This window comes from Legionella feeleii, from assembly GCF_001467625.1.
In the GTDB taxonomy this organism is placed as follows: domain Bacteria; phylum Pseudomonadota; class Gammaproteobacteria; order Legionellales; family Legionellaceae; genus Tatlockia; species Tatlockia feeleii.
Map to the genome: position 1 here is coordinate 1 of NZ_LNYB01000014.1, position 24,337 is coordinate 24,337.

The following is a 24,337-nucleotide window of genomic DNA, read 5'->3' on the forward strand; positions in this document are numbered from 1 at the left end:
CTACTGCATTGGGGCATCGCTTCGTCGAGCCGGTGCTCGAATCCTCATGTACTGGCGTGTACACTGCGGTTCTGCGCGCCGTCTCTCCTCGCGCTGCCCGCACTGCAGCGAGTTTCGCAAGAAGTCTATTTTTATACGCTACTGCATTGGGGCATCGCTTCGTTGATCCGGTGCTCGAATCCTCATGTACTGGCGTGTACACTGCGGTTCTGCGCGCCGTTTCTCCTTGCGCTGCCCGCACTGCAGCGAGTTTCGCAAGAAGTCTACTCTGGATTTACTCTTGCCAGAATAAGTAAATATAGATAGGCTGCCCTTTTTAATTAATGAAATCCTGCATGCTTGACGTTCAATCCCTCACTTTTGACTATCAGGATAAGCCTTTGTTACAGAAGGTTCAATTTTCTGTAGCTGCAGGACAATTGCTGCATTTGCGTGGCAATAATGGCGCTGGCAAAACAACATTGCTCAAATTATTGACAGGTTTGCTTCAGCCCCAGGAGGGGGAAATTCGTTATGATGGACAAGCAATCATGACGGATCTTGCTGCTTACCAACAAAAGCTTTGTTATGTTGGGCATAAAGGAGGGATTAATCCTTTACTTACGATCAAAGAAAATTGTTTCTTTGATATGCATTGGGGTAGACGTACCCTCAGTTTTGACCATCTATTAGCAGGCTTTGGTTTGCAAGGGTTTGGTGATGAAATGGTCTATCATCTCTCAGCGGGGCAAAGAAGGCGAGTTGGATTATTACGCATAGCAATGACTGATGCGAAATTATGGTTGCTGGATGAGCCTTTGGTCGCTTTAGATAAAGAAGCCATTGCTACCTTGATGACTTGCCTTGAAAGCCATCTTGCTCGAGGTGGACAGGTTATTTTGACTTCACACCAGAATTTGCCATTAAACCGGACGAGTTATCAGGAGTATTCCTTGTCATGATGAGTCTGTTAACCCTCTTTCGCCGCCAATTCCGACGCGAAACGCTCATCCATCTTCGCCAACCACGACTTTTGTTTCAGGCGGCCTTATTTTTTTTAATGGTTGCTGTTTTTTTTCCACTAACAATGCCACCCGACATTATTCTTTTGCGCACCGTTGCACCAGGATTAGTATGGATAGCCATGTTACTTGCTATGTTGTTAGCTTCTGTAGGGCTTTTTCAACAGGATTATGAAGACGGTGTTGTGGAACAATGGTTGATTTCTGGTTACCCCCTTAGCGTCATTGTAGGAGCAAAAATTTTAGTGCATTGGTTACTTAACCTGATACCCATGCTGATTTTTTGTCCCTTGCTGGCTTTATTGTTTAATTTGACTGCTTATGAAACAACAATTTTACTTTGCAGTTTGATTGCTGGTACACCGGCCATTCTTTTTCTATGTGCCCTGGCTGCAGCATTTAGTGCGGGCATGCAGCAAAAAGGGGTATTAATGGCTTTGATCTTATTGCCTCTTACTATCCCGGTCATGGTTTTTGGCAGTGGCAGTTTAACCGCAGTGATGCAAGGATTGCCTGTGCTAGGCTATTTAGCACTCTTGCTGGCTTTATCCATTCTTGCGGTTGGTTTTTTACCTTTTGCTATTGCAGCGGTGATTCGTATTAGCCTTGCCGAGTAATGCATGGTAAAATTTCTGTTTTTTTCTGATTCAATTATTCCCTATGTGGAAATTTTTATACCAACTGGCATCGCCAAAGGCATTTTATGAGCTGACACGATCATGGCTGCGTTGTCTGGGTGCAGGTGCTTTGCTTTTTCTTATACTTGGTATGATCTGGGGTTTGGTTTTTGCACCACCGGATTATCAGCAAGGTGATGCTTTTCGTATTATCTATGTGCATGTTCCGACAGCTTTTTTATCGATGGCAATTTATGGTTGGATGGGATTTTTGGCCGTGCTTTTGCTAGTCTGGCGCATTAAAATGGCTGGTTTAATGCTGGGAATTGCTGCCCAAACAGGGGCCGTTATGGCTTTTCTGGCGCTACTGACGGGTAGTATCTGGGGCAAGCCCATGTGGGGAACATGGTGGATTTGGGATGCACGGTTAACCTCCGAACTTATTTTATTGCTTTTATATCTGGCGATTTTAGCGACTGGAACGGCTTTTCAGAATAAAGAGCAGGGCGATAAAATCGTCGCTATTTTGACTTTGGTTGGTTTGGTAGATTTGCCAATCATTCATTATTCTGTTTATTGGTGGAATACCTTGCATCAAGGCGCAACCTTATCTGTTTTTGCCAAACCAAAAATCGCAAGTACTATGCTTTATCCTTTATTATTGACTCTGGCTGGTTTTTCTTTTTATTGTCTGTGGGTTATGTTACACAAGGCTCGTAATGAGCTAGTTCTGCGTGAACGCCGGCAGCAGTGGGTAAAGAACCTGGTGGAGAGGGAAGAATTATGACTCAGTTTATGCAATGGCTTGCCATGGGAGGCTATTCTTCCTACATATGGTCTGCATATGGTCTGGTAGTTGTCGTTTTGGCAATAAATACAGTTGGCCTACGATTACAACGCGCCCGTGCCCGCAAATTATTACAACAATGGTTTAAGAGACAGTCTTCATGAATGCTGTACGTAAGCGTAAAATGCTACTGCTTTTATTTATCATTTCTATTCTCGCGCTGGTCACGGGTTTAGTGCTCTATGCATTGCGCCAGAACATCAGTTTATTTTATACCCCGACTCAGATTGTCAATGGAGAGGCTTCCAGTAAACATACAATTCGTTTAGGTGGTATGGTGGTAAAAGGCAGTATTGTACGGGCAAGCAAGGGGTTGGCAGTTCAATTTAAGCTAACTGATTTCAAGCAAACAGTGACTGTCAATTATGCAGGTATCTTACCCGATCTGTTCCGTGAAGAGCAGGGAATTGTGGCGCTTGGTGAGCTCAGCACAGATGGGCAATTCAAAGCCCAGGAAGTATTAGCGAAACACGATGCCAATTATATGCCTCCGGAGGTTAAGGATGCCTTGGCTAAAGCGGCTCAACAAGGAGAAAAGAAAAGCGCATGATTGCTGAAATTGGTTTATTTTCTCTAATACTGGCTTTGCTATTTGCTTTTTTGCTGGCGATTATTCCTGCCTGGGGGCTTGTACGAAACAAAACAGATTGGGTTTCCGCAGCGCCGCTTTATGCATGTGGGCAATTTGTTTTTATAGCCTTGGCCTATTGCTGCCTCACGGCTTGTTTTCTGAGTGATGATTTTTCTGTGGCTTATGTACTCACCAATTCCAGCATTTCACTCCCCTGGTTTTATAAGTTATGCGCGGTCTGGGGGGGGCATGAAGGTTCGATGCTGCTGTGGGTTGCCATATTAAGTGTATGGATGCTGGCAGTTAGTTTCTTTAGTTCCGCGTTGGATTCGGCAATGCGTGCCCGGGTTTTAGTGGTGCTAGGCTGGCTTAGTGTTGGATTCATTCTTTTTCTGCTTTCAACCTCCAATCCCTTCATACGGCAATTTCAATTATTAGAGACAGAAGGGCGTGATCTGAATCCTTTGTTGCAAGACCCAGGATTTTTATTTCATCCACCAATGCTTTATATGGGGTATGTTGGGTTTTCGGTTGCGTTTGCTTTTGCGATTGCCGCACTTTGGGTGGGGCGGGTTGAGGCGTCCTGGGCAAAATGGACCAGACCATGGACTTTAGCTGCCTGGTGCTGTCTTACTGCAGGAATCACTCTGGGTAGTTGGTGGGCTTATCGTGAATTAGGTTGGGGCGGCTGGTGGTTTTGGGATCCTGTTGAAAATGCATCTTTTATGCCCTGGCTCGTTGGTACCGCTTTATTGCATTCACTCGCAGTCAGTGAACAACGACAGCAATTTAAGGCTTGGACTTTATTACTGGCTATCACTGCTTTTTCACTTAGCCTGGTAGGCACTTTTTTAGTCCGTTCAGGAGTATTAACGTCGGTCCATGCTTTTGCTGTTGATCCTCAGAGAGGTCTTTATATTCTATGCTTCTTATTAGTCGTGATTGGTGGCTCGTTAACCTTATTTGCATTGCGGGCACAGACTTTACAGCGCCGTGATAATCCTTCACCGCTTTCGCGTGAGAGTGCCTTACTGCTGAATAATGTCTTTCTGGCAGTGATGATGCTGACTGTATTAATGGGGACCGTGTATCCGTTACTCATTGACGGGCTCGGTTTGGGCAAGCTGTCTGTTGGGGCGCCTTATTTTAATTCAGTGTTTGTTCCACTGATGATTCCTTTAGTGATCCTCATGGGAATTGGCGTTCATTTAAATTGGCAGCGAGACAGTTGGCAAAAACTGGGGACTAAATTGCGACTTGTTTTTTTTGCCAGTCTTCTCTTACCTCTGGGTTTAGAGTTTGCTTTAACCGGACGCATTGATGGTTATGCACTCTTGGGGTTAATACTTGCTTTCTGGGTGGTATTGAGCACAGTAAAACTGATTCATATTCGTAGCAAGCAGCGAGGCTTAAGAAATCTGGGTCAGGCTTTTTGGGGAATGGTTGTTGCTCATTGTGGGGTCGCCGCAACTATCATTGGTATTGCGATATCGAATTGTTATGGCATTCAAGATGATGTAAAAATGGCACCAGGTGAGTCTGTATCACTGGCAGGTTATACCATAAAATTTTTGCGGGAAATTCCTTTAGAAGGCGCAAATTATCACGGCACACAAGCGTACTTTGCGATTGGGCACAAGGATAAAAGCACTGTTATCTATCCTGAAAAACGTATTTACAATGTTGGGCAAATGGCAATGACTGAGGCAGCGATTGACGTCAATCCCTTTCGTGATATTTATGTTGCTTTGGGTGAGCCTCTTGATGATGAAGCCTGGTCGGTGCGTTTGTATTACAAACCGTTCGTGCGGTGGATCTGGGGGGGCGGTTTTATGATTTTAGCAGGAGGTTTACTTGCCTTAGCGGATCGCCGTTATTACCAGAAACGTCAGAAGCTCGCTAATCAGATACAAGAGGTTGCGGTATGAAAGCACTGTATTGGCGGTTAATTCCCTTAGTAGTTTTTAGTCTTTTGGTCGTTTTTCTCTGGCGTGGTTTAAGTTTGGAACCACAGACTCTTCCTTCCGTACAGATAGGGAAAACTTTACCTGAATTTCAATTATCAACCTTGGCTAAAGATCAATTATTCACCCCACAATTGATGCACGGACGAATTGCTTTATTAAATGTGTGGGCGAGCTGGTGTGCTGCTTGTACGGACGAACAGGTCTTTTTGTTGCGGCTCGCTCGTGAAGGGGTACCGATATATGGCTTAAATTACAAGGATAGTAGTGAAAATGCCAAACGCTGGCTTGCAGAATGGGGTAATCCTTATCAAGTGATTGGCGAAGACAAAACAGGGAAAGTGGCTATGGATCTCGGTGTTTATGGGACTCCTGAGACATTCCTTATTGATAAGAAGGGTATTATTCGTTACCGCCATGTTGGTATTCTGGACGAAAAAACCTGGCAAGCCGATTTCTTACCGCTTATGAAAACGTTGCAGGGTGAAGCATGATGAGATTGACGGCTTGTTTAAGCCTGCTCCTGGTTTCTTTGTTTTTATCTACAGGGCATGCGAATACACTTTATCCTTTGGAAACGCCGAAACAGGAAGCGCAATTTTTACATCTATTAAAAGAGCTGCGTTGTCTGGTTTGTCAAAATCAGGATTTGGCTGACTCCCATGCAAGTCTCGCCAAAGATTTGCGTATGCAAGTGTATGAGTTGGTTAAAGAGGGAAAAAGTGACAGTGAAATTATTAGTTATTTAACTGCCCGCTATGGTGATTTTATTTTATTTAAGCCACCAGTTAAGCTCTTGACGGTATTATTATGGTTTGGTCCTGCTTTTTTTCTTTTGCTGGGATTATTAATTTTTTGGCGTACTTGTTTGAAGCGAACGACAAATGAATGAATGGTGGCTTCCGCTGTGTTTTATTACCCTGGTTCTGCTGGCGTTGTCAGTGGCCTTATACCCATTGCGTAAAACGACGTGGTTTGCGGCTGTTTTGGCGCCAATAGTAATTATTGGGGTAGCTGCTGCCTATTGGCGCTGGGGTGCGTGGTCTACCTGGCAACATTATAGGCAGGAAACAGAACGGCAGCGTCGAGTTGAAGCAGTTCTTCAAACTATTAAAAGTCCGACGGAATTAGTTGATCGATTAAAGGCGCGTTTACAAGCTAATCCTGACAGTGCACGGGGATGGTATTTATTGGGCAGGCTTTATGTCAGCGAAGGACAATGGCAAATAGCTTCTGAAGCATTTGCCAAGGCACATCAACTCGATCCCAACGATATAGCAACCACCGTCAATTATGGACAAAGCCTTTGGCAGTTAAATCAACAGCGTTTTGATGAGCAGATTAGAACTTTATTTACTAATTTGTTGCAGCAAGATCCTGACCAACCAGATGCCTTAGCCATGTTAGCCATGGATTCATTCATGAATCATAATTATCAGCAAGCAATTAACTATTGGCAGCATTTATTGAAATTGGCTCCTGAACAATCAGAAGAAGCGCAAATGATCCGCAAAGCCATTGCCAAAGCCCAGCAACAGCTTCAATAATGATTGAAGACTTTTCTTTACAGTCGTTTTTCGTCTACACTCAAATTCAGGATCAATGTATTGCCAATGATTTCAAGGAGAGAAAATGAACAGTCGAGTTTATCAAATTGTTGAACTGGTAGGCACATCGGAAGAGGGCATTGAAGAAGCAATTAATAATGCTGTGGCTCAAGCAGCAAAAATGCATGGTAAACTGGATTGGTATGAAGTCGTGGAAACACGTGGCTTTATTGAAGGAAGTAAAGCCAAATATTACCAGGTTCATTTGAAAATAGGTTGCCACGCACACTAGGGTTTTTTGTTTCATTGAGGTGATCAAATAGCATTTTATCTCCACCCAATATCAGGATGAAAAGTCCGTTTCATTGTTGGGTCAAAATGACCCAACCTACTTTGCTAAACAAGTGTAGCCTTGATGCAGCGTAGCGAAATCAAGGTTTATTTATCTCAATGTTTGTATCATAAGCGTGGGCATATTCACTGTTTAATTTTGGAGAGTGAATACCTTGATTACGCTACGCTGCATCAAGGCTACTAGACGGTATGACAAAAATATAGCGAAGCGCTCACATGTCACACTAATTCGACATAGTCGCGCAGGGCTTTTAGAAAGTGCATGCCATAATGGTTGAGTTTATGTTGGCCTACCCCGGAAATATTCAATAAATCTTCCATCGTTTGCGGTTTCTCACGCACCATTTCATGCAAGGTTGTATCGCTAAAAATCATGAAAGGTGGTTTATTTTCTTCATCGGCTAATTGGCGGCGCAGAGCGCGTAATGTTTCAAACAGTGGATGATGAGTGGCAGTGAGAAGATTGCGTGCTTTTGTTTTAGCTGTTTTATTTTTCGCATCCACATTAACGAGAGCAAGAGAAACTTTTTCTTGTCCTTTTAATAGGGCGATAGCCTTTTTAGACAGGCGCAACACATTGAACTGATTCAGATCCTGATAACAATAATCCCGATGAATCAATTGCCATGCTAATTGCTTCCAGTAAGCAATTGATTTGTCCTTGCCAATGCCATAGGTGCTTAAAAGATGATGTCCTGATTTTTCGATTTTTTCGGAATTCTGCCCGCGCAATACTTCAATAGTATAGGTTAAACCATAACTTTGGCGTAATCTGTAAATACAGGAAAGCAATTTTTGCGCATCTTCAGTTGCATCGACGGTTTGGGGCGGATTATCGCAGACATCGCAATTGCCGCAGGCTTGATCACTCGTTTCAGCGAAATAACGCAATAGAATTTGCCGGCGACAATGAGTTGCTTCGGCAAAGGCCAACATATGGTTCAATTTAGACGTTTCTACCCGTCGCTGGGCTTCGTTATTGCCTGTAGCAATCCAGCCGCGTAATCTGGCACTATCTGCAGGATCATAGAGAAGCAGGGCTTGTGCAGCCAAGCCGTCGCGGCCAGCCCTGCCAGTTTCCTGATAGTAGCTTTCTATATTTTTCGGCAAATCGTAGTGCACGACAAAACGCACATTGGACTTATCAATACCCATACCAAAAGCAAGTGTTGCGACAACAATCTCAACGCGATCGTGGCGAAATAAAGATTGCACTTCGCGTCGTTCACTATGAGACAAACCAGCGTGATAGGCTTTAGCACTGTAGCCAGCTTCCTGCAATTTTGTTGTAAGGCGTTCCACCCCGTTGCGAGTACCGCAGTAGATAATGCCTGACTGTTGTTTTTGTGTTTGTAGAAATTGGTTTAACTGTTTTAGGGGATTATTTTTGGCAAGCACAAGATAGTGGATATTAGGGCGATCGAAAGAAGCAATAAATTGTTTGGGATTGTAATTAAGTTTAACAATAATATCCTGCCGTGTTTGTTGATCAGCGGTTGCTGTCAGCGCAATGACAGGCACTTCAGGGAAATGCTGTTTCAATAAACCCAACGCGGCATATTCAGGACGAAAATCGTGCCCCCATTGAGAGATACAATGGGCCTCATCGATAGCAAACAAAGCGACAGTGCACTCTTGTAACCGTTCAAGAAAAGCCTGGCTTACCAGGCGTTCAGGGGCAACATAGAGTAAATCAAGTTCGTTATTATGTAATTGGGCCAGTACTTGTCTTGCCTCATCGCTGGTTAATGATGAATTATAATAAGCGGCGCGAATTCCCTGTAATTTCAGCGCAGCCACCTGATCTTCCATGAGTGCAATGAGGGGGGATACCACAATCCCTATTCCCTCGCGTACCAAAGCGGGAACCTGATAGCATAGTGATTTACCGCCACCAGTGGGCATAAGTACCAAAAGGTCATTACCAGCAATTAATTCATTGATAATTTCTTCTTGAGGATGGCGAAAAGCGTCAAAACCAAAATAGTTTTTTAAGACATGAGCAGCTTTTGCCTGTTTAATATCAAAATTTGTGGTGGTCTCCATGTGATTTTTCTTGTTTTTTATTTCACGGACGGCAAAAATTGGCAATAATAACATCTTTATCAAACTGTCATAAGGTTGTTTGGTCTTTGAATTGAATTCACGTTTAACTAAGGATGGGGTATGGATTTTAAACTCAGTGAAGAGCATCTCGCTTTTCGTGATATGGCTGCAGAATTTGCGCGTAATAAATTAGCGCCCAATGCAGCGAATTGGGATGAACATGGTTTTTTCCCGGTTGAAACCTTGCGAGAAGCGGCAAGCCTCGGTATGGCAGGAATTGTCTCTGCTGACGATATTGGGGGCTCTAATCTCAAACGGCTTGATGCTGCTCTTATTTTTGAACAATTAGCGACTGGTTGTATCACGACCAGTGCGTATCTTTCCATCCATAATATGGTGACCTCTTTAGTTGATCGTTATGCCGATGAGCCTTTACGCAGGGCCTGGGGGCCACGTCTGACTTCCATGGCCGCGTTAGCCAGTTATTGTTTGACAGAACCTGAGTCTGGTTCTGATGCTGCTTCATTAAAAAGCCGTGCAATTTTAGACGGTGATCATTATGTTTTAAATGGCGCTAAAGCGTTTATTTCAGGCGGTAGTGTCAGCGATGTCTATTTATGTATGGTAAGAACAGGTGATGAATCCCATCATGGGATCTCCTGTTTATTAATTGAAAAAAATACACCTGGGTTGAGCTTCGGTAAATTGGAAAGGAAAATGGGATGGTGCAGTCAGCCTACCTGTATGGTGTATTTTGAGGATTGCCGTGTCCCTGTGGCTAATCGGGTTGGTGCTGAGGGGATGGGGTTTAAAATTGCGTTATCAGCACTAAATGGAGGCAGGGTGAATATTGCTTCCTGTTCTTTGGGAGGGGCGATTGCCTGTTTGCGTTTAACTCAAAACTATTTAAATGAGCGGAAGCAATTTGGTAAATCTTTAAACCAGATGCAAGCCTTGCGTTTTTATTTTGCTGATATGTTAACGGATTTTGAGGCTGCTCGTTTAATGGTATACCGCGCTGCTGATGCTCTGGATAAAGAAGATCCTCATGCTCCCATGTATTGTGCGATGGCTAAGCGTTTAGCGACTGATATTGCTTTTCGTATCAGTGACAAAGCAATGCAGTTGCATGGAGGTTATGGTTACTTACACGATTATCAGATTGAGCGCATTTTCCGTGACCTCAGGGTGCATCAGATCCTCGAGGGCACTAATGAAATCATGCGGGAAATTATTGCTAAAGCGAGTTTGGATGAAGCGTATTTTATTGATTAACAGGAGTTTCTAAATGAATTTAATTGCCCAAGAATTGGATAGCAACGGGATCTTGACCCTTACTTTAAATCGACCAGAAAAATTGAATGCTCTAAGCAGCGACGTTTTGCATGCTTTGGCGGAAATTTTCGCCTCGGCAAAAGAAAACAAAAAAGTCAAAGCATTGCTTTTAACCGGAACAGGTAAAGCCTTTTGTGCTGGTGCGGATATCTCCCGCCTGGCAGAGTGTAATGCACAAAGCGGCTATCAATTTGCTTGTGAAGGGCAACATGTCTTTAGACAATTAGAAACCCTGGGCAAACCTTCCCTGGCCGCAATCAACGGTTTTGCATTTGGTGGGGGTTGTGAATTGGCAATCGCAGCCACGATGCGGGTTGCAGCGACTACAGCACAGTTTGGTCAGCCGGAAGTAAAGTTGGGGGTTATCCCCGGGTATGGCGGGACACAGCGTTTGGCAAGGCTCATAGGTAAAGGGCGTGCGATGGATCTGTGTTTAACGGGCCGTTTTATCAATGCAGAAACAGCGCTCAATTGGGGATTGGTCAGTGAAGTCTTTGCACCCGACGTATTGGTAGAGGAAAGTAAACGAATTCTAAATGGCATTTTAGCAATGGCTCCATTAGCTATTGCGAGTGTCATGGAAGTGATTGATCATGGCTATGATTTGTCTTTGACTGATGCACTGCATTTGGAAGCGGTTCATTTTGCCAAGGTTTGTGCCAGTGAGGACAAACAAGAGGGTGTGGCTGCTTTTTTGGCAAAACGACAGGCAAAATTCAAAGGAGTCTAGTATGACAGCGGATATTGCTTTTGCTCGTGAGCGGCATATTGGTTTAGTGACCTTAAATCGCCCTAAAGCTTTAAATGCGTTAACTCTGGAGATGCTCAAGGCCTTACAGCAGCAGCTAGAACTGTGGCAGAGTGACGATGATATTCATGCGGTGATTGTTCAGGCTGAAGGTGAAAAAGCATTTTGTGCTGGAGGTGATGTACGTTGGCTTTATGACGCAGGGCTTAACAAAGATCCCGTGCAAATGCAGTTTTTTTGGCATGAATATCGGTTAAATCACTATATTCACAGCTATAGCAAGCCCTATATTTCCTTGATGAATGGGATCACCATGGGAGGGGGGGTTGGTATTTCCTTGCACGGTTCCTATCCTATTGCCAGTGAACGGTTTGTTTTTGCTATGCCTGAAACGGGGATAGGTTTTTTTCCTGATATCGCTGCCAGTTATTTACTGGCTCGTTGCCCAGGAAATTTCGGAGTTTATCTGGGTTTAACAGGCGATCGTTTAAATGCCCAGGAGGCTCTTGCCTTGGGTTTGGTGAAGCAAGTAATTAGCTCAGATAAATTGCAAGATGTCCTAATGAGTCTTATTGCTGCTGATTTATCACACAATGCTTCTCAAGCGGTTGTTAATTGCCTGCAGCAATTTGCCATACCTGCTGAGCAAGCTGTGTTTGAGAAGAAGCAAGCCATAATTGATCACTGTTTCGCGCAAGACAGTGTAGAAAAAATCTTTGCTTCATTGCAGCTAAGTGGAGATGACTGGGCTCTTCAGACTTTAGAGCATTTACAGCAAAAAGCACCTTTAAGTCTTAAGGTGACTCTGGCTCAAATTCACAAAGCAAAGAACCTGTCGATGGCTGAATGCATTAAGATGGATTATTGCCTGGTTGGCCAATTTATGCGTGATCCGGATTTTTACGAAGGGGTAAGAGCTTTATTGGTTGATAAAGATAAAGCACCACGCTGGCAACCCGAAACTCTGGCTCTGGCTAGTGCTGCCAAAGTGAATGATTACTTTGTCTGTAAAGGGGAAGCGCTTTCATTAATCAATGAATAACTAGTCAGGATAAGTTCTGGATGCGACGCATAACGATGAATACTGCCGCCTTATTTTTATCTCTATGCACAAGCATCCAGAACCACACATTTTTTCATGTTATTCCCTCTGCGGCTAATAAAGAAAAAATGCTTTCCTACTTTTTATAAGAAATGACTTTATTTCTGCCTTGTTTTTTGGCTTGATAAAGCGCGCGATCAGCGAATTCGATCAATTCACTTTGAGTTTCGGCATGCTCAGGCATCATTGCAATGCCAAAAGAAGCCGTGATTTTTTCAAGTAATTTTCCCTGAAAGGAAATTTCCAGTTTACTAATCTCCTGACGCAGTTGATCAATCCGTTCATAAACTTCTTCTGCACTGTTAACCTCAATTAACAAAATTAAGATTTCTTCACCACCATAGCGGCAAACAATATCGGTTTCTCTAATATTGCGTGTTAATAAATTTGCTACTTCTATTAAGACAACATCACCTGCTTCATGCCCATACGTGTCATTGACCTTTTTAAAGTGATCAAGATCCATAATGACGGATGCTAACTTGCTATTTTGCCGTTTTGCACGTTGCAATTCTCTGGCAAAAAATTCTTCCAGATAGGAACGATTATACAAATTGGTGAGCGGATCTCTGATCGAGCGCATTTTGATACTGGCATGTAATTTAATATTTGACAGAGAGAGTGCTATCGATTCCGCAATACTAATAATAAGTTGCTCGTATTGGGTCTCTAGTAGTTGCTGAAATTCTTTTTCACCAAGATGCTGGCTATTTAAAAATTCCAGGTACAGGAGACCTATGTTTTCATTCTGGGCTTGAAGAGGTATACAGACATAACAGGGTATGGGTTTGACAGCTTTGACATGCTGGCATGGAATACTTTGCTCCGAGTTGTAATAATGATAAATTTGCCCGCGTCTGATAGACCAGCATTGCTCGGTACCGATTATTTGTTCTTCTACAGCAGGCTTTCCCCAGCCTGTCACACAGTCCATATAATTTTTAGACGGGTGAGCCAAATATAAACTTCCTGCGGTGTTGGGTAGGAGTTTTTGTCCGTAAATTGCGATAGGTTCCAGGGCTTCCTCAACAGTTAAGCACATTTGCAATGTACTGCTTAATTGATTAAGCAGATACACAGCATGATTCCTTTGCTTGGTTTCTTCTATGTTTTTTGTTAGTTGGGCATTGGCTCTCTCCATCTCTTTTTCTATTTTTAAACGCTCCGTTACATTTCTTGCAATTTGTGAGGCGCCAATGAGTATATTGTCTGCATTATGAATGGGGCTATAAGTAATTTCATAACTGTTACGTGTCAGTTTTGAATCACCTAATTCTTCAATAATGGAAAATTTTTTATTGCTGAGAGCTTTTTCCCATAGATTAATCTGGTTGGTTTGCTCACTAGGCAGATGTTGTAAAAGATCGTTTAAATTGTCACCCAGGGAAATGGATTTACCAAAAAGTTGCAGAAAATCCTGGGCGTAGGAAGGATTAAAAGCGATCAAATTATAATTTTTATCAATGGCGGCAATGGAATCATTTGTCCCACTAATGATGCCTTTTAGTTGATCTTCTGCTTGTTTTCTTCTCTGAATAAGTTTAACGGTGCGCGAAAATTGTATATTAAATATTCCAAGGAACAAAAAAAACAGAACAAACGTCAGGGTATTGGTCATTTTGATGTAGCTAAGCGCTGTATCGCTGGTTTTTTGCAGCTCATCATCTCTTGCGTTTAGCAGGGATTTTTCTGTATTAATCATAGAAACGATGATTGTTTGAAGCTCGTGCAGTAAAGTACCTCTATGTTTGGTTAATAGGTCTTCAGCCGCTTCTTCCCCCTTTTTCTGATAAATTGCAATAACGGAATTACTGAAATGAATGCGCTCTTTTAACAGAGTGCTTAAATGGTTCAAGCGTTCAAGTTGTTTCGGATTATCTTTAATGAGTTGTTTAAGACTCTGTACTTTTGTTGAAGCGGTAGCGCTGGCATGATTCAATGCTTGTACAGAGTTGGCATCACCTGTAATGACATAGCCTCTCGTATACACGCTGATTTCTAGAATATTACCCCATAAGTCATTAATCGCGCTAATAAGCTCCTGTGTACGTAATACCCATTGCTTGGCATTCAGCAGGTGCTGAATCTGTACATAAGACGAAACATTCACGCCTATTTGCAAGAAGAATAGAATGAATAAAAAAAGATTTAATAAAACCCTTTGATTAAAATTTTTCATGGCATTTAGGTTCAGGTTCTTACTACAGTTTAGTCTCATTAGAAATAAACCATCAATAGAAATTAAAAAAACGATTTATTCAGTATGTTTTCTATTGGTAGTTACTAAAAAAAGAGCAAGGCATAAAGATAAATGCCCGTATTTGAGGATTACGGTTTAAATTTTTTTAATCAGGTAGCAGCCTATGCAATTATTGGCATGCCCGGGACGTTCATATTCAACTGTAAAACCCAGTGTCTGGTACCAGGCATAAGCTGGCCAATCCTTGAGGGTAAAAACAGTGACCGCTTTGCATCCTTTGCTTTTAGCCCATTCTTCTGCCTTGGTAACCAATGCCTTACCATAACCCTGATTGCGGAACCGCTTATCAACCCACAGCCCCCCAATTTCTGCGGGGCCAAAATTATCGAAGCCGGAAATAGCAGCGATAATTTTGTTGTCGTTATCATAGGCTGCAAAAAAATACCCACCTGTACCCGCCATACCTTGCTGGGCCGCGTAATGGTTGATCCCATGATAAATGGCTCCATGATCTTCTTCGCTGGGATTCTCAATAAATACGATGGATTCAATAGACATTTTATACTCTTAAAATTCCAGGACTATTTTCATTGCGCTTTTAAGCTTCTTCAAAAAGTCGAGATAAACTAAACTAGATAATATCTTTATAGCGAATAAAAGCGAAGGTAGATGATGCCTCAGGAACCGCTCAAACACAAAATTGTTATTGTAGGTGGTGGTGCAGGAGGACTGGAGTTAGCTACCCGGCTTGGTAAAAAATTGGGTAAAAAGCATAAAGCGGATATTACTCTGGTTGATGAAACATCCACTCACGTATGGAAACCTTTATTACACGAAGTGGCTGCAGGTTCTCTTGATTCTAATATTGACCAAATTAATTACTATGCCCATGCCTCTAACCATGATTATCATTTCCAGCCAGGAAAAATGATAGATTTGGATCGAGAACGTAAAATGATCATGATTGCCCCCTTACTCGATGAGCAGGGTGAAGAGATTATTCCAGCAAGGACACTGCATTATGATTCGCTGATTTTTGCTGTAGGCGGCCGCTCGAATAATTTTGGTGTGCCCGGAGTGAGTGAGTTTTGCCTGACAATCGATGATCTTGAACAGGCAAATGTGTTTCAAAAAAAATATCTCAATAAAATTTTATCGATTAATTATTTCCCCAATTCCCCACCAAAACCTCTTAATATTGTCATTGTAGGGGCAGGTGCTACAGGGGTAGAGCTTGCAGCAGAATTACATCACTCACTCACACAAGTTCAAGCCTATGAACTGGATAACTCCGCAATAAAATTGGCTCAAATTACCCTGATTGAATCCTCCAATCGTATCCTGTCAGGACTGCCAGAAGGAGTGACTGACTCTGTCTGTAAGAAGATGCAGTCGCTCGGGATGAATGTTTATACCAATACGAAAGTGATTCAAGTGCAGGCAAATGGACTTCACACCGAAAAAGGCCAATTTATCCCGGCTGATCTCTGTGTCTGGGCAGCGGGTATAAAAGCCCCCGATTTTTTAAATAAAATAGCAGGTCTGGAAACGGATCCTATTAATCGCCTCATAATTAAACCAACACTGCAAACGACGCGGGATGAGAGTATTTTTGCTCTAGGTGATTGTGCGCATTTAATTGATCCCCATACAGGTTTTCCGATGCCTGCGAGAGCGCAAACAGCTCATCAGCAAGCCAGTTTTCTAGCCGATAGATTCAACGCTGAATTTTCCGGCCATAAACCAGAGAAAGTATTTCAATATCGCGATCGAGGTTCTATTGTTGCCCTGGCCTGTTATGGCGCTTATGGCCATTTGACCAGTTTTGCCAAAATCCAGCATTTTATCAGTGGTAAGGTTGCACTTTACACTTATCGGAGTTTGTATTTTTATCATTTGGCAACTTTATATGGTTTTTGGCCTGCCTTATGGCTGAAACGTGCCCGTAAGCAATTATTAAAAGTAAGGCCCCGGTTAAAGTTACACTTTAGTAAATATTAATTTGCAAATAAATAGAAGCCAATATTCCGTAATTGAATGTGGTAAAATTGTCTGTTTTTGTTATTTCACTTAGAATGCGCATATCGAATGCGCAGCAGGTTTTCTTTATGTCTGATTTTTACCAGGATTTTACCAAAAGGCGGACTTTCGCCATTATTTCTCACCCGGATGCCGGTAAAACAACCGTTACCGAAAAACTGTTGTTATTCGGAGGTGCAATTCAGCTGGCCGGAACTGTAAAAGGGCGCAAAGCAGATAGGCATGCGACCTCTGACTGGATGGAGATGGAAAAAGAAAGGGGTATTTCCATTACCACGTCCGTCATGCAATTTGTCCACAACCATCATGTGATGAATTTGCTGGATACACCAGGCCACGAAGATTTTTCCGAAGATACCTACCGTACACTGACTGCAGTTGATTCCGCACTGATGGTTATCGATGTGGCAAAAGGGGTAGAGGAAAGAACCGTTAAACTAATGGAGGTTTGCCGTTTGCGCGATACCCCCATTATGACCTTTATCAATAAATTGGACCGTGAAGGGCGAGAGCCGATCAGTCTGCTTGATGAAGTAGAAACTGTTTTGGGCATTCAATGCGCTCCAGTAACCTGGCCGGTGGGAATGGGTAAACGCTTTAAAGGGATCTACCATCTTTATCAGGATACGGTCTATCTCTATGAACCCGGTAAAAATACACAAAAGCAAGATGCGGTGCAGATTAAAGGGTTAGATAACCCGCAGCTGGATCAACTCCTGGGGCAAACGGCACAAGAATTACGTGATGAAATTGAACTGGTCAAAGGGGCTTCTCACGAATTTAATCTGGCTGATTATTTGGCTGGAAAAATGACACCGGTCTATTTTGGTTCGGCAATTAATAATTTTGGTATTAAAGAATTATTGGATGATTTTGCCCAATATGCCCCAGGCCCTATGCCGCGGCAGACCGTTGAGCGGATAGTTGAGCCGCAAGAAGAGGCTTTCACAGGCTTTGTATTTAAAATTCAGGCCAATATGGATCCTAAACACCGTGACCGCATTGCCTTCTTACGCATTTGCTCTGGCACCTTTAGGAAGGGAATGAAGTTAAGCCATTTACGCCTGGGCAAAGAAGTGCAAATTGCCAATGCGTTGACCTTCATGGCTGGCGACCGCAGCCACGCGGAATTGGCGATGGCAGGTGATATTATCGGCTTGCATAACCATGGCACAATTCGTATTGGCGATACCTTTAGTCAAGGAGAACTGTTGAAATTTACAGGTATCCCTAATTTTGCCCCTGAACTGTTTCGCTTGGTACGTCTGAAAGATCCTTTAAAAAGTAAGGCATTGCTCAAGGGTTTGATTGAATTGTCTGAAGAGGGGGCGACCCAGATATTTCGACCACTCAACTCTAACCAATTAATTCTGGGTGCTGTTGGGGTTCTTCAATTTGATGTGGTGGCGCATCGTTTAAAACACGAATACAAGGTAGATTGCGTCTATGAGGCAGTGAATGTAAGTTGTGCTCGTTGGGTTTATAGCGAAGATGACAAGGCAATGACTGAATTTCGTACTAAGGCTCACGACTATCTGGCACTGGATGGCAGTGATTCCCTCATGTATCTCGCCCCTACCAGAGTGAACCTGACCATGGCCCAGGAGCGTTATCCGAAAATTCATTTTTCAGCAACGCGTGAACATTAATTGATCATGTGCTATTCTAGCGCGGCTAATTTGGACTTTTATTAACGGAATATGAATTTTACGGGCTTGCCTTAATAATCCCTTAAGGTTTCCTAACTAGTATTAACAGCATTGCTTTAGACGTTTTCAGGTGTAAAACATGGCCAAGATTAAATTTAGAGAAACTCCCTTTATCAGAAACATCTTAGATATTTATGATCAAGAGCGTGCTATGGCTAGCATGAGCTCAAGCATTATCATCAATGACGCTCCCCAAGGATGGCTTTACACCTTTGGAATAACGAATAAAGAGTGTTTTATTGATGGACTGGAACAGCCTAAAGCCGGCGGCCTGTCTGATGTTTATCGACGTATTTCAGAGACTAATCCTGAAAAGGGAGTAAAAAGAAACTGCGAATTCTTTAATTTTGTTTACAATACTTGCTACCAATACATCACTGATAACCAAACACGTTATTTTGGCCGTGCTGATTTGACCGATATTTCCCATGGCAAAGTGTTTGCCATGATATTGATTGCCCATCTTTGTCAAAAAGCAATGACCCTTCCTGAGGAAGAACAGGATAAATACCGTTTAAGAATTTATAATTTCACCGTTCAGCTCATGAAAAACAGCGATATCAGCCGCTCCTCCAGTGTAGATGGTGAGATGCTTAGTTGTATTACTGCGCTTGATAACATTTGTATTGCGCATCGGAAACAGCCGGCACAGGAAGAAGATGCCATTGAAAAGCTGTTTTTAGAGGTCGGAAAGACAATTGGCACTATGGAGGAGATACTTCTTCGGGTTGATCAATATACATTGCCGCTCATTACTGGCCAGGAAGGAATTACTGGGGATCAACTGCGCAGTTATTATGCCAGAGCAGAAGATATTACCCTTACTCTTAAGCAACAAGGCGTTTTAAGTAATCCTTTGGTTGTTGAGTTGTACCGCAAGCCACATGACAAATATACAGACGAAGGTGGTTATAAAGACCTCTATGATGGCTTGGCTTATGATTTAAGTGCAGCGGAGGATAATTCCTTTCTGTTAAAGCACTTTGATCAAGGTCAGAGGGAAAATTTTATTCGCCTGTTGCAACTACGCGATCGATTGCAGGTTTTAAAGTCCGAGCTGGACAAGCTTTACAAATTTACGAAGACCAATCAAATCACTTATTTAAATGATTTTCTTTACCTTGTTGATCCCTATCTTAAAGAAATGCACCGCGTTAGAGGCGAGTTGCAAGCTTGTGCAGAACGTTTTGATGCCGATTGCAGCAGAGTTTATCGTGCTCGCCAGGAAGACAAAAGTTGGTTTCAAGAGGCTAGAAGACAATGGGAAAAAATCTATTATAACAAAGATTTTCTTGATGGTTTAAGAAGTGGTATTGTCGCATTAGCGCATAATATTGCCTCTACCTTCGCAAGGATTCCTTTCGATCGCTTTAATGCTTTGGAGGAACGAAGTGTTGAAGCGGGAGAAGTTGTTGCTCGTGGTGAAGTTCTATTTGGTGCTGATTTTAGTAAGGCAAAAAGTAATTTTCAGAAAGCAATAGCGACTGCACAACAATCTGAATTGAATAGACAGGCTGAGTTAATTTTAATTAAGCAGCAGGATATTTCTGAAGAATATGATCATCTGATAAAAAAGGCTCAAGCCTCTTCTGATCCGCATAGAGACAGATTAATTGAATTACTGAAGCACCGCAAAAAAATCATCGACGACATGATCGAGGCAATGTTGCAGCAAGCCCGCGATGTAGAAGAAAGCGGGATTGTTGACGAAGATGATTTTGTGGTCATTGAGCACAGTGGCGTTACTCTTGGGATGATGGAAATTGAGCATCAGTCAGGGGGGTTTTTCCAACTCATTCGTAACTATTTGGCCTCTCCATCTACCGCTGCTTTTGAAAAATTAAAACTGGAGCTTGAGCAAAGCAAAGCCCGACTGGCGGAAGTGGAAGAAACTGTTAGGGAAAAAGATGAGCTTATTAGTGCCAGAGATATCGAAATTGCAGCATTGAGAAGCGATTTAGACGAGCGTGATAAAAAAGTTTCTGCGTTTGAAGAGCGCTTTCAAGTTCTGAACGGAGTTACGGCTACCTTGTTGGGTTTAAAAAGCCCGGAGTTGGTAGAGATATTATTAACCGATAATGTAAGAAGCATAGATGGCCTTGCTCTTCCTGAGGCTAAAAAACTGCACAACGTATTGGCTAATTTTTCGAACATCATTAAGCAAGGATTCAATTACGAAAAAGCTTATGCTGATAATGCGAGTCGATACGAAATTACCCGGTTTTTCTCTCACAATGAGAACGGTAAAAAACATGCGAAATTGGTCATGGCAGATTGGCAGGCTCATTTAATAGCCCTTTTAAAGCACCATGTAGAGCAGGCTCTCAAAACAAACAACAATATAGTTGATGAAGCGTTTATTACAGACTTATCTACCAGGCTTTCCGAAGCCATCGGATCGTCAATTGATCACTTAGTGATTGACGAGAGGTACAGCAGTTATAAACAACACTCTTACCGTAATTATTTATATCATTTCCATCAGCAAATAGTTGACGCACACCATACAAAGATCGACTTGGTTCAAGAGCCTGCAGCGATTTTAAGTGTGGATGAGGTTGAACAGGCTGTTGATGCAACTTTTGATGAAAAAACCTTGCGTGACTTTAGTAAGAGTCTTTATCCTCAACAAAAAGTTGAAGACCAGCAACCAACCAGCTCCTGGATCCCCAGGATATTCTAAAGTATCGTAAATAAATAAAAGGGGAGTTTGATACTCCCCTTTTTTTATGTTTACTTAGTTTGACCGGATCTCCACAAAATGTCGTTTTTTGTGGAATAACTCACAGTCTTTTAAGTAGAGCAATGGGCTTTGACCAGATACGAACCCTGGTTAATTAGTTTTACTTTCGCGCCAGAGTCGGCACTAATCGTTATTTTTTCCCCATGATGAATAACCATGGATTCCCTGGATCCTTTTTCAAAAAGTTTGCCATTAATTTTTGCTTTTTTATTAATCATTTCTGCATACAGTTCAGTATGAGAGCCTTCAATGTGGGTCGTGCAAATAGCTGTAATTGTCCAAAACCAAGAGTTTGCGAAGATTACGGATTCATTGGGAGCTAGTCGGTATTCGATACTGACACCTGGTGAAGTAGTATGAATATAATTCATTGCTAGGGTTTTTGCGCTAAATAGTGCACCGGCACATAGTAAACTACAACCGATTTTTCGCAGCATAAAAATTGTCTCCTAAATGACACACACAAATACCATAACGTTATTTTCTCAGCATGGCAATTTAAGCCATGCCCCTATAAAGGCTTATATCAAGAGTCGCAGAGGTATACAACTATTGAAATAGGTGATCGAATAAAAGTTTTACAGGATTGATAATTGGCAGTCTGTTTAATGCTTAAGACTGCCTTTCCGGTTAAATTTCAGCCAAGGCTTTGGCAATTGACTCCGTCATGGTCTTTGCATCTCCAAAGAGCATGTAGGTGTTGTCGCGGAAAAATAAATCATTTTCCACACCGGCGTACCCGGGTGAAAGACTGCGTTTTACAAATAAAACAGTTTTAGCCTTTTCAACTTCCAAAACAGGCATGCCATAAATGGGTGAGTTGGGATCAGTTTTGGCAGCTGGATTAGTGATGTCATTAGCACCGATAACAAAGGCAACATCACAGGTAGCGAAGTCGCGATTAATTTCACTTTGCTCAAAGACTCTATCGTAAGGGATATTGGCTTCTGCCAGGAGCACATTCATGTGCCCAGGCATACGGCCAGCTACTGGATGAATGGCAAAGCGAACTCGAATTGAATGGGCTTCAAGTGCGCTGACCAGCTCTTTTACGGCATGCTGAGCATGGGCAACCGCCATCCCATAGCCGGGAACAATAATCACATCTCTAGCATTGCTTAACAAGAAGGCTGCGTCTTCGCCATTGGCTTGTCTAACTTGCTGTGATTCATGGTGGGCTGAGCCACTGCTGACCGTGCCCGCATTTTTTAAACCACCAAAAATGACGTTAATAATTGAGCGGTTCATACCGACACACATGATATAACTCAAAATGGCCCCGCTCGCACCGACCAAAGCACCCGTGATGACCAATAGATGGTTGCTCAGCGTAAAACCGATACCGGCTGCTGCCCACCCAGAATAGGAGTTCAGCATGGAAATAACTACCGGCATATCAGCACCACCAATCGGGATGATTAACAAAAAGCCAATCAAGAAAGACAAGAGTGCAAGTAAGCAAAATGTATGGAAGGGTTGCGCGACAATAAAATAGATAAACAAGCCAAGAATGGCTAAACCCATGAAGATGTTAAGCGCTTTCTGTCCTGGAAAACGAACGGGTTGCCCTGACATCCAGCCTTGTAGTTTCAAAAAGGCGATAATCGAACCGGAAAAAGTGATGGCACCGATAATTAAACCCAGACTCATTTCTACCAGACTTGCTTTTTCAATGTTTCCTGGGGTACCGATATTAAATGAGTGAGGCGATAAAAAGGCACAGAATGCTACAAGGACGGCAGCCAAACCCACTAAAGAGTGGAAACCAGCCACTAATTGGGGGATAGCGGTCATATGGATTTTTAGTGCGATAAAAGTACCGACCGCACCGCCAGCCAGGATTAATACGATAAGCAACCAATGATGATTCATGGAAGGCATCATCATGGTTGCAATAATGGCGAGAGCCATCCCAAAAATTCCCAGCAGGTTACCTCGCCTTGCAGAAGACGGGCTTGCCAAACCTTTAAGAGCCAAAATAAAGCATACTGCTGCAATCAGATAAAAAAAAGGAAACAATGAAGTCATATTATCATCCCTAATAAGGCATTATTTTTTTGAGCTTTTATACATCAGCAACATGCGTTGAGTAACCACAAAACCACCAAAAATATTAATGGCAGTGATAAAAATCCCAATACCGCCAAGCCAGGTAATCGTACCCGTTAATTGGCTGCCCGCAGCAATCAAAGCACCAAGAATAATGATACTGGAGATTGCATTGGTCACAGACATCAACGGCGTATGCAGGGCAGGGGTTACCTTCCAAACCACGTAGTAACCGACAAAACAAGCCAGGATAAAAATAGTCAGAATAGCGATATAGGGATTACTGAGCGTATTAATACCAGTCATATTAGTTCTCCTTAACCGTGTGGAAGGGGAGGTAGTTACCCTCATGGCAGAGCAGGGCTTGTTTAACAATTTCATCCTCCCTGCTAAAGGTAAGCACAGGTGGTGTAGATGGCAGCAAAAGGCGAATCAAATTAACCAGATTGGTAGCATATAACTCGCTGGCTGTTGCCGGGACAAGACCAGCTAGATTGCTGTAACCCACCAAAGTCACTTCACCATGTTTAATGACTTTGTCACGTTGGCTAAGCTCACAGTTACCACCCCGAGCTGTTGCCAGATCAACAATAATAGAACCTGGTTTCATCCCTTCCACCGTTTTTTTAGTCAGCAAAACAGGCGCCTTGCGGCCGGGAATTAACGCTGTAGAAACAACGATATCAGACTGCCTGGCATATTGATCAATAAGTTCAGCTTGCCGGCGTTTATATTCTTCACTGGTTTCTCCAGCATAGCCGCCACTGGTCTCGCTGTCTTCTTCACTGACTTCAATGAATTCGGCACCTAAACTTTCTACCTGTTCTTTCGCTGCCCGGCGGACGTCAAAGGCATAAACGACAGCACCCAAACGCTTGGCAGTAGCGATAGCTTGCAAGCCTGCAACCCCTGCACCCAGGATTAGGATCTTGGCTGGATGAATCATTCCAGCAGCAGTCATCATCATGGGGATAGCGCGATTAAAATGGTTGACCCCTTCAAGTACTGCACGATAACCAGCCAGATTCGCCTGGGAAGATAAACTATCCATACTTTGTGCACGGCTGATGCGTGGAATGAGGTTCATTGAAAAAGCACTCACTTTTTCTTTACAGCACCAGGTCAATAGCTCGCCTTCCTGTTCATTATCAAGAGGGCCAATCAGTAAAGAACCTGCAGGTAAGCCTTGCAAATCTTTAGGAGAGGGTTCATTGACAGTGACAAGGATCTTGGTCTTTTTCAGGAGGTCTTTTTTATCAGCGACAATGCTGGCGCCCGCTTCTTCATAGTCAGCATCACGAAAGCCAGATGCTTTGCCAGCATCTGCTTCACAAGCGACTTCAAGGCCCAGTTTCAAATAGTGTTTGACTGCATTAGGTGTAATGGCCACCCGGGTATCATTTTTACTTTCGTTTAAAGCTGCGATAATCATCTAAACATCCCTTTACCTTAGATGCCATCTAT

At 42.8% G+C, this 24,337-nt stretch carries 23 protein-coding genes; 16 read left to right on the top strand and 7 right to left on the bottom strand.

Translation table 11 applies throughout. The features are described 5' to 3' along the window. Nucleotides 1–335 precede the first annotated feature (335 nt). The 10 genes from ccmA (at nucleotide 336) to Lfee_RS01870 (ending at nucleotide 6,839) form a co-directional block, all read left to right on the top strand. On the top strand, nucleotides 336–941 hold the full coding sequence (gene ccmA, locus Lfee_RS01825) for a cytochrome c biogenesis heme-transporting ATPase CcmA (RefSeq protein ID WP_058443584.1): 606 nt from the start codon (nucleotides 336–338) through the stop codon (nucleotides 939–941). Then, a complete protein-coding gene (gene ccmB / locus Lfee_RS01830; protein ID WP_058443585.1) occupies nucleotides 938–1,618 on the top strand; it encodes a heme exporter protein CcmB in 681 nt (226 codons plus the stop codon). Before ccmA ends, ccmB begins: the two co-directional genes overlap by 4 nt. A gap of 43 nt (nucleotides 1,619–1,661) precedes the next feature. Further along, nucleotides 1,662–2,405, top strand: coding sequence for a heme ABC transporter permease CcmC (gene ccmC, locus Lfee_RS01835; RefSeq protein ID WP_058443586.1), 744 nt, complete (start codon nucleotides 1,662–1,664; stop codon nucleotides 2,403–2,405). Then, nucleotides 2,402–2,569, top strand: a complete 168-nt coding sequence (gene ccmD, locus Lfee_RS01840) for a heme exporter protein CcmD (RefSeq protein ID WP_058443587.1) — start codon at nucleotides 2,402–2,404, stop codon at nucleotides 2,567–2,569. Before ccmC ends, ccmD begins: the two co-directional genes overlap by 4 nt. Further along, entirely contained in the window at nucleotides 2,566–3,015 is a 450-nt protein-coding gene (ccmE, locus tag Lfee_RS01845) for a cytochrome c maturation protein CcmE (protein ID WP_058443588.1), read from the top strand. Before ccmD ends, ccmE begins: the two co-directional genes overlap by 4 nt. Further along, nucleotides 3,012–4,964, top strand: a complete 1,953-nt coding sequence (locus Lfee_RS01850; RefSeq protein ID WP_058443589.1) for a heme lyase CcmF/NrfE family subunit — start codon at nucleotides 3,012–3,014, stop codon at nucleotides 4,962–4,964. The genes ccmE and Lfee_RS01850 overlap by 4 nt, the downstream gene beginning before the upstream one ends. After that, nucleotides 4,961–5,494: a DsbE family thiol:disulfide interchange protein gene (locus Lfee_RS01855; protein WP_058443590.1), complete on the top strand. Its 534-nt coding sequence runs from the start codon at nucleotides 4,961–4,963 to the stop codon at nucleotides 5,492–5,494. The genes Lfee_RS01850 and Lfee_RS01855 overlap by 4 nt, the downstream gene beginning before the upstream one ends. Next, on the top strand, nucleotides 5,494–5,892 hold the full coding sequence (locus tag Lfee_RS01860; protein WP_370446967.1) for a cytochrome c-type biogenesis protein: 399 nt from the start codon (nucleotides 5,494–5,496) through the stop codon (nucleotides 5,890–5,892). Before Lfee_RS01855 ends, Lfee_RS01860 begins: the two co-directional genes overlap by 1 nt. Beyond that, complete coding sequence (locus tag Lfee_RS01865; protein WP_058443592.1) at nucleotides 5,885–6,547, top strand: tetratricopeptide repeat protein; 663 nt, start codon at nucleotides 5,885–5,887, stop codon at nucleotides 6,545–6,547. The genes Lfee_RS01860 and Lfee_RS01865 overlap by 8 nt, the downstream gene beginning before the upstream one ends. Nucleotides 6,548–6,632: 85 nt before the next feature. Further along, entirely contained in the window at nucleotides 6,633–6,839 is a 207-nt protein-coding gene (locus Lfee_RS01870) for a dodecin (RefSeq protein ID WP_058443593.1), read from the top strand. Nucleotides 6,840–7,120: 281 nt separating this feature from the next. Here the strand turns inward: Lfee_RS01870 and recQ are convergent, their stop codons facing one another. Beyond that, entirely contained in the window at nucleotides 7,121–8,947 is a 1,827-nt protein-coding gene (recQ, locus tag Lfee_RS01875) for a DNA helicase RecQ (RefSeq protein WP_058443648.1), read from the bottom strand. A gap of 120 nt (nucleotides 8,948–9,067) precedes the next feature. Here recQ and Lfee_RS01880 point away from each other — a divergent pair, with 120 nt between their 5' ends. From Lfee_RS01880 to Lfee_RS01890, 3 genes are read left to right on the top strand one after another with little or no spacing between them, the layout of a single operon-like run. Continuing rightward, nucleotides 9,068–10,222, top strand: coding sequence for an acyl-CoA dehydrogenase family protein (locus Lfee_RS01880; RefSeq protein ID WP_058443594.1), 1,155 nt, complete (start codon nucleotides 9,068–9,070; stop codon nucleotides 10,220–10,222). A gap of 13 nt (nucleotides 10,223–10,235) precedes the next feature. Continuing rightward, the gene (locus Lfee_RS01885; RefSeq protein WP_058443595.1) at nucleotides 10,236–11,012 is read left to right on the top strand and encodes an enoyl-CoA hydratase/isomerase family protein; all 777 of its coding nucleotides are present in this window, start codon (nucleotides 10,236–10,238) and stop codon (nucleotides 11,010–11,012) included. Nucleotide 11,013: 1 nt separating this feature from the next. Beyond that, complete coding sequence (locus Lfee_RS01890; RefSeq protein ID WP_058443596.1) at nucleotides 11,014–12,072, top strand: enoyl-CoA hydratase/isomerase family protein; 1,059 nt, start codon at nucleotides 11,014–11,016, stop codon at nucleotides 12,070–12,072. Between the two features lie 136 nt (nucleotides 12,073–12,208). On the opposite strand, the gene Lfee_RS01895 is transcribed toward Lfee_RS01890, so the two are convergent. Both Lfee_RS01895 and Lfee_RS01900 read right to left on the bottom strand, forming a co-directional pair. Continuing rightward, nucleotides 12,209–14,311 (bottom strand): diguanylate cyclase, encoded by a 2,103-nt coding sequence (locus tag Lfee_RS01895; RefSeq protein WP_058443597.1) that lies wholly within the window; start codon nucleotides 14,309–14,311, stop codon nucleotides 12,209–12,211. A 156-nt stretch (nucleotides 14,312–14,467) separates the two neighbouring features. Further along, nucleotides 14,468–14,890, bottom strand: a complete 423-nt coding sequence (locus tag Lfee_RS01900) for a GNAT family N-acetyltransferase (RefSeq protein WP_058443598.1) — start codon at nucleotides 14,888–14,890, stop codon at nucleotides 14,468–14,470. 111 nt (nucleotides 14,891–15,001) lie between these two features. On the opposite strand from Lfee_RS01900, the gene Lfee_RS01905 reads away from it, so the two are divergent. The 3 genes from Lfee_RS01905 to Lfee_RS01915 all read left to right on the top strand — a co-directional run bounded on the left by Lfee_RS01905 (nucleotide 15,002) and on the right by Lfee_RS01915 (nucleotide 20,764). Then, nucleotides 15,002–16,333, top strand: coding sequence for an NAD(P)/FAD-dependent oxidoreductase (locus Lfee_RS01905; RefSeq protein ID WP_238584848.1), 1,332 nt, complete (start codon nucleotides 15,002–15,004; stop codon nucleotides 16,331–16,333). Nucleotides 16,334–16,440: 107 nt separating this feature from the next. Next, nucleotides 16,441–18,021: a peptide chain release factor 3 gene (locus Lfee_RS01910; RefSeq protein ID WP_058443599.1), complete on the top strand. Its 1,581-nt coding sequence runs from the start codon at nucleotides 16,441–16,443 to the stop codon at nucleotides 18,019–18,021. Nucleotides 18,022–18,160: 139 nt separating this feature from the next. Next, entirely contained in the window at nucleotides 18,161–20,764 is a 2,604-nt protein-coding gene (locus tag Lfee_RS01915; RefSeq protein ID WP_058443600.1) for a hypothetical protein, read from the top strand. 110 nt (nucleotides 20,765–20,874) lie between these two features. On the opposite strand, the gene Lfee_RS01920 is transcribed toward Lfee_RS01915, so the two are convergent. The 4 genes from Lfee_RS01920 to Lfee_RS01935 all read right to left on the bottom strand — a co-directional run bounded on the left by Lfee_RS01920 (nucleotide 20,875) and on the right by Lfee_RS01935 (nucleotide 24,305). Further along, entirely contained in the window at nucleotides 20,875–21,261 is a 387-nt protein-coding gene (locus Lfee_RS01920; RefSeq protein ID WP_058443601.1) for a hypothetical protein, read from the bottom strand. Nucleotides 21,262–21,454: 193 nt separating this feature from the next. After that, nucleotides 21,455–22,852 (bottom strand): NAD(P)(+) transhydrogenase (Re/Si-specific) subunit beta, encoded by a 1,398-nt coding sequence (locus Lfee_RS01925; protein WP_058443602.1) that lies wholly within the window; start codon nucleotides 22,850–22,852, stop codon nucleotides 21,455–21,457. A gap of 21 nt (nucleotides 22,853–22,873) precedes the next feature. Beyond that, on the bottom strand, nucleotides 22,874–23,179 hold the full coding sequence (locus Lfee_RS01930) for a proton-translocating transhydrogenase family protein (RefSeq protein ID WP_058443603.1): 306 nt from the start codon (nucleotides 23,177–23,179) through the stop codon (nucleotides 22,874–22,876). A 1-nt stretch (nucleotide 23,180) separates the two neighbouring features. Beyond that, nucleotides 23,181–24,305 (bottom strand): Re/Si-specific NAD(P)(+) transhydrogenase subunit alpha, encoded by a 1,125-nt coding sequence (locus Lfee_RS01935; protein ID WP_058443604.1) that lies wholly within the window; start codon nucleotides 24,303–24,305, stop codon nucleotides 23,181–23,183. Nucleotides 24,306–24,337: the final 32 nt, after the last annotated feature.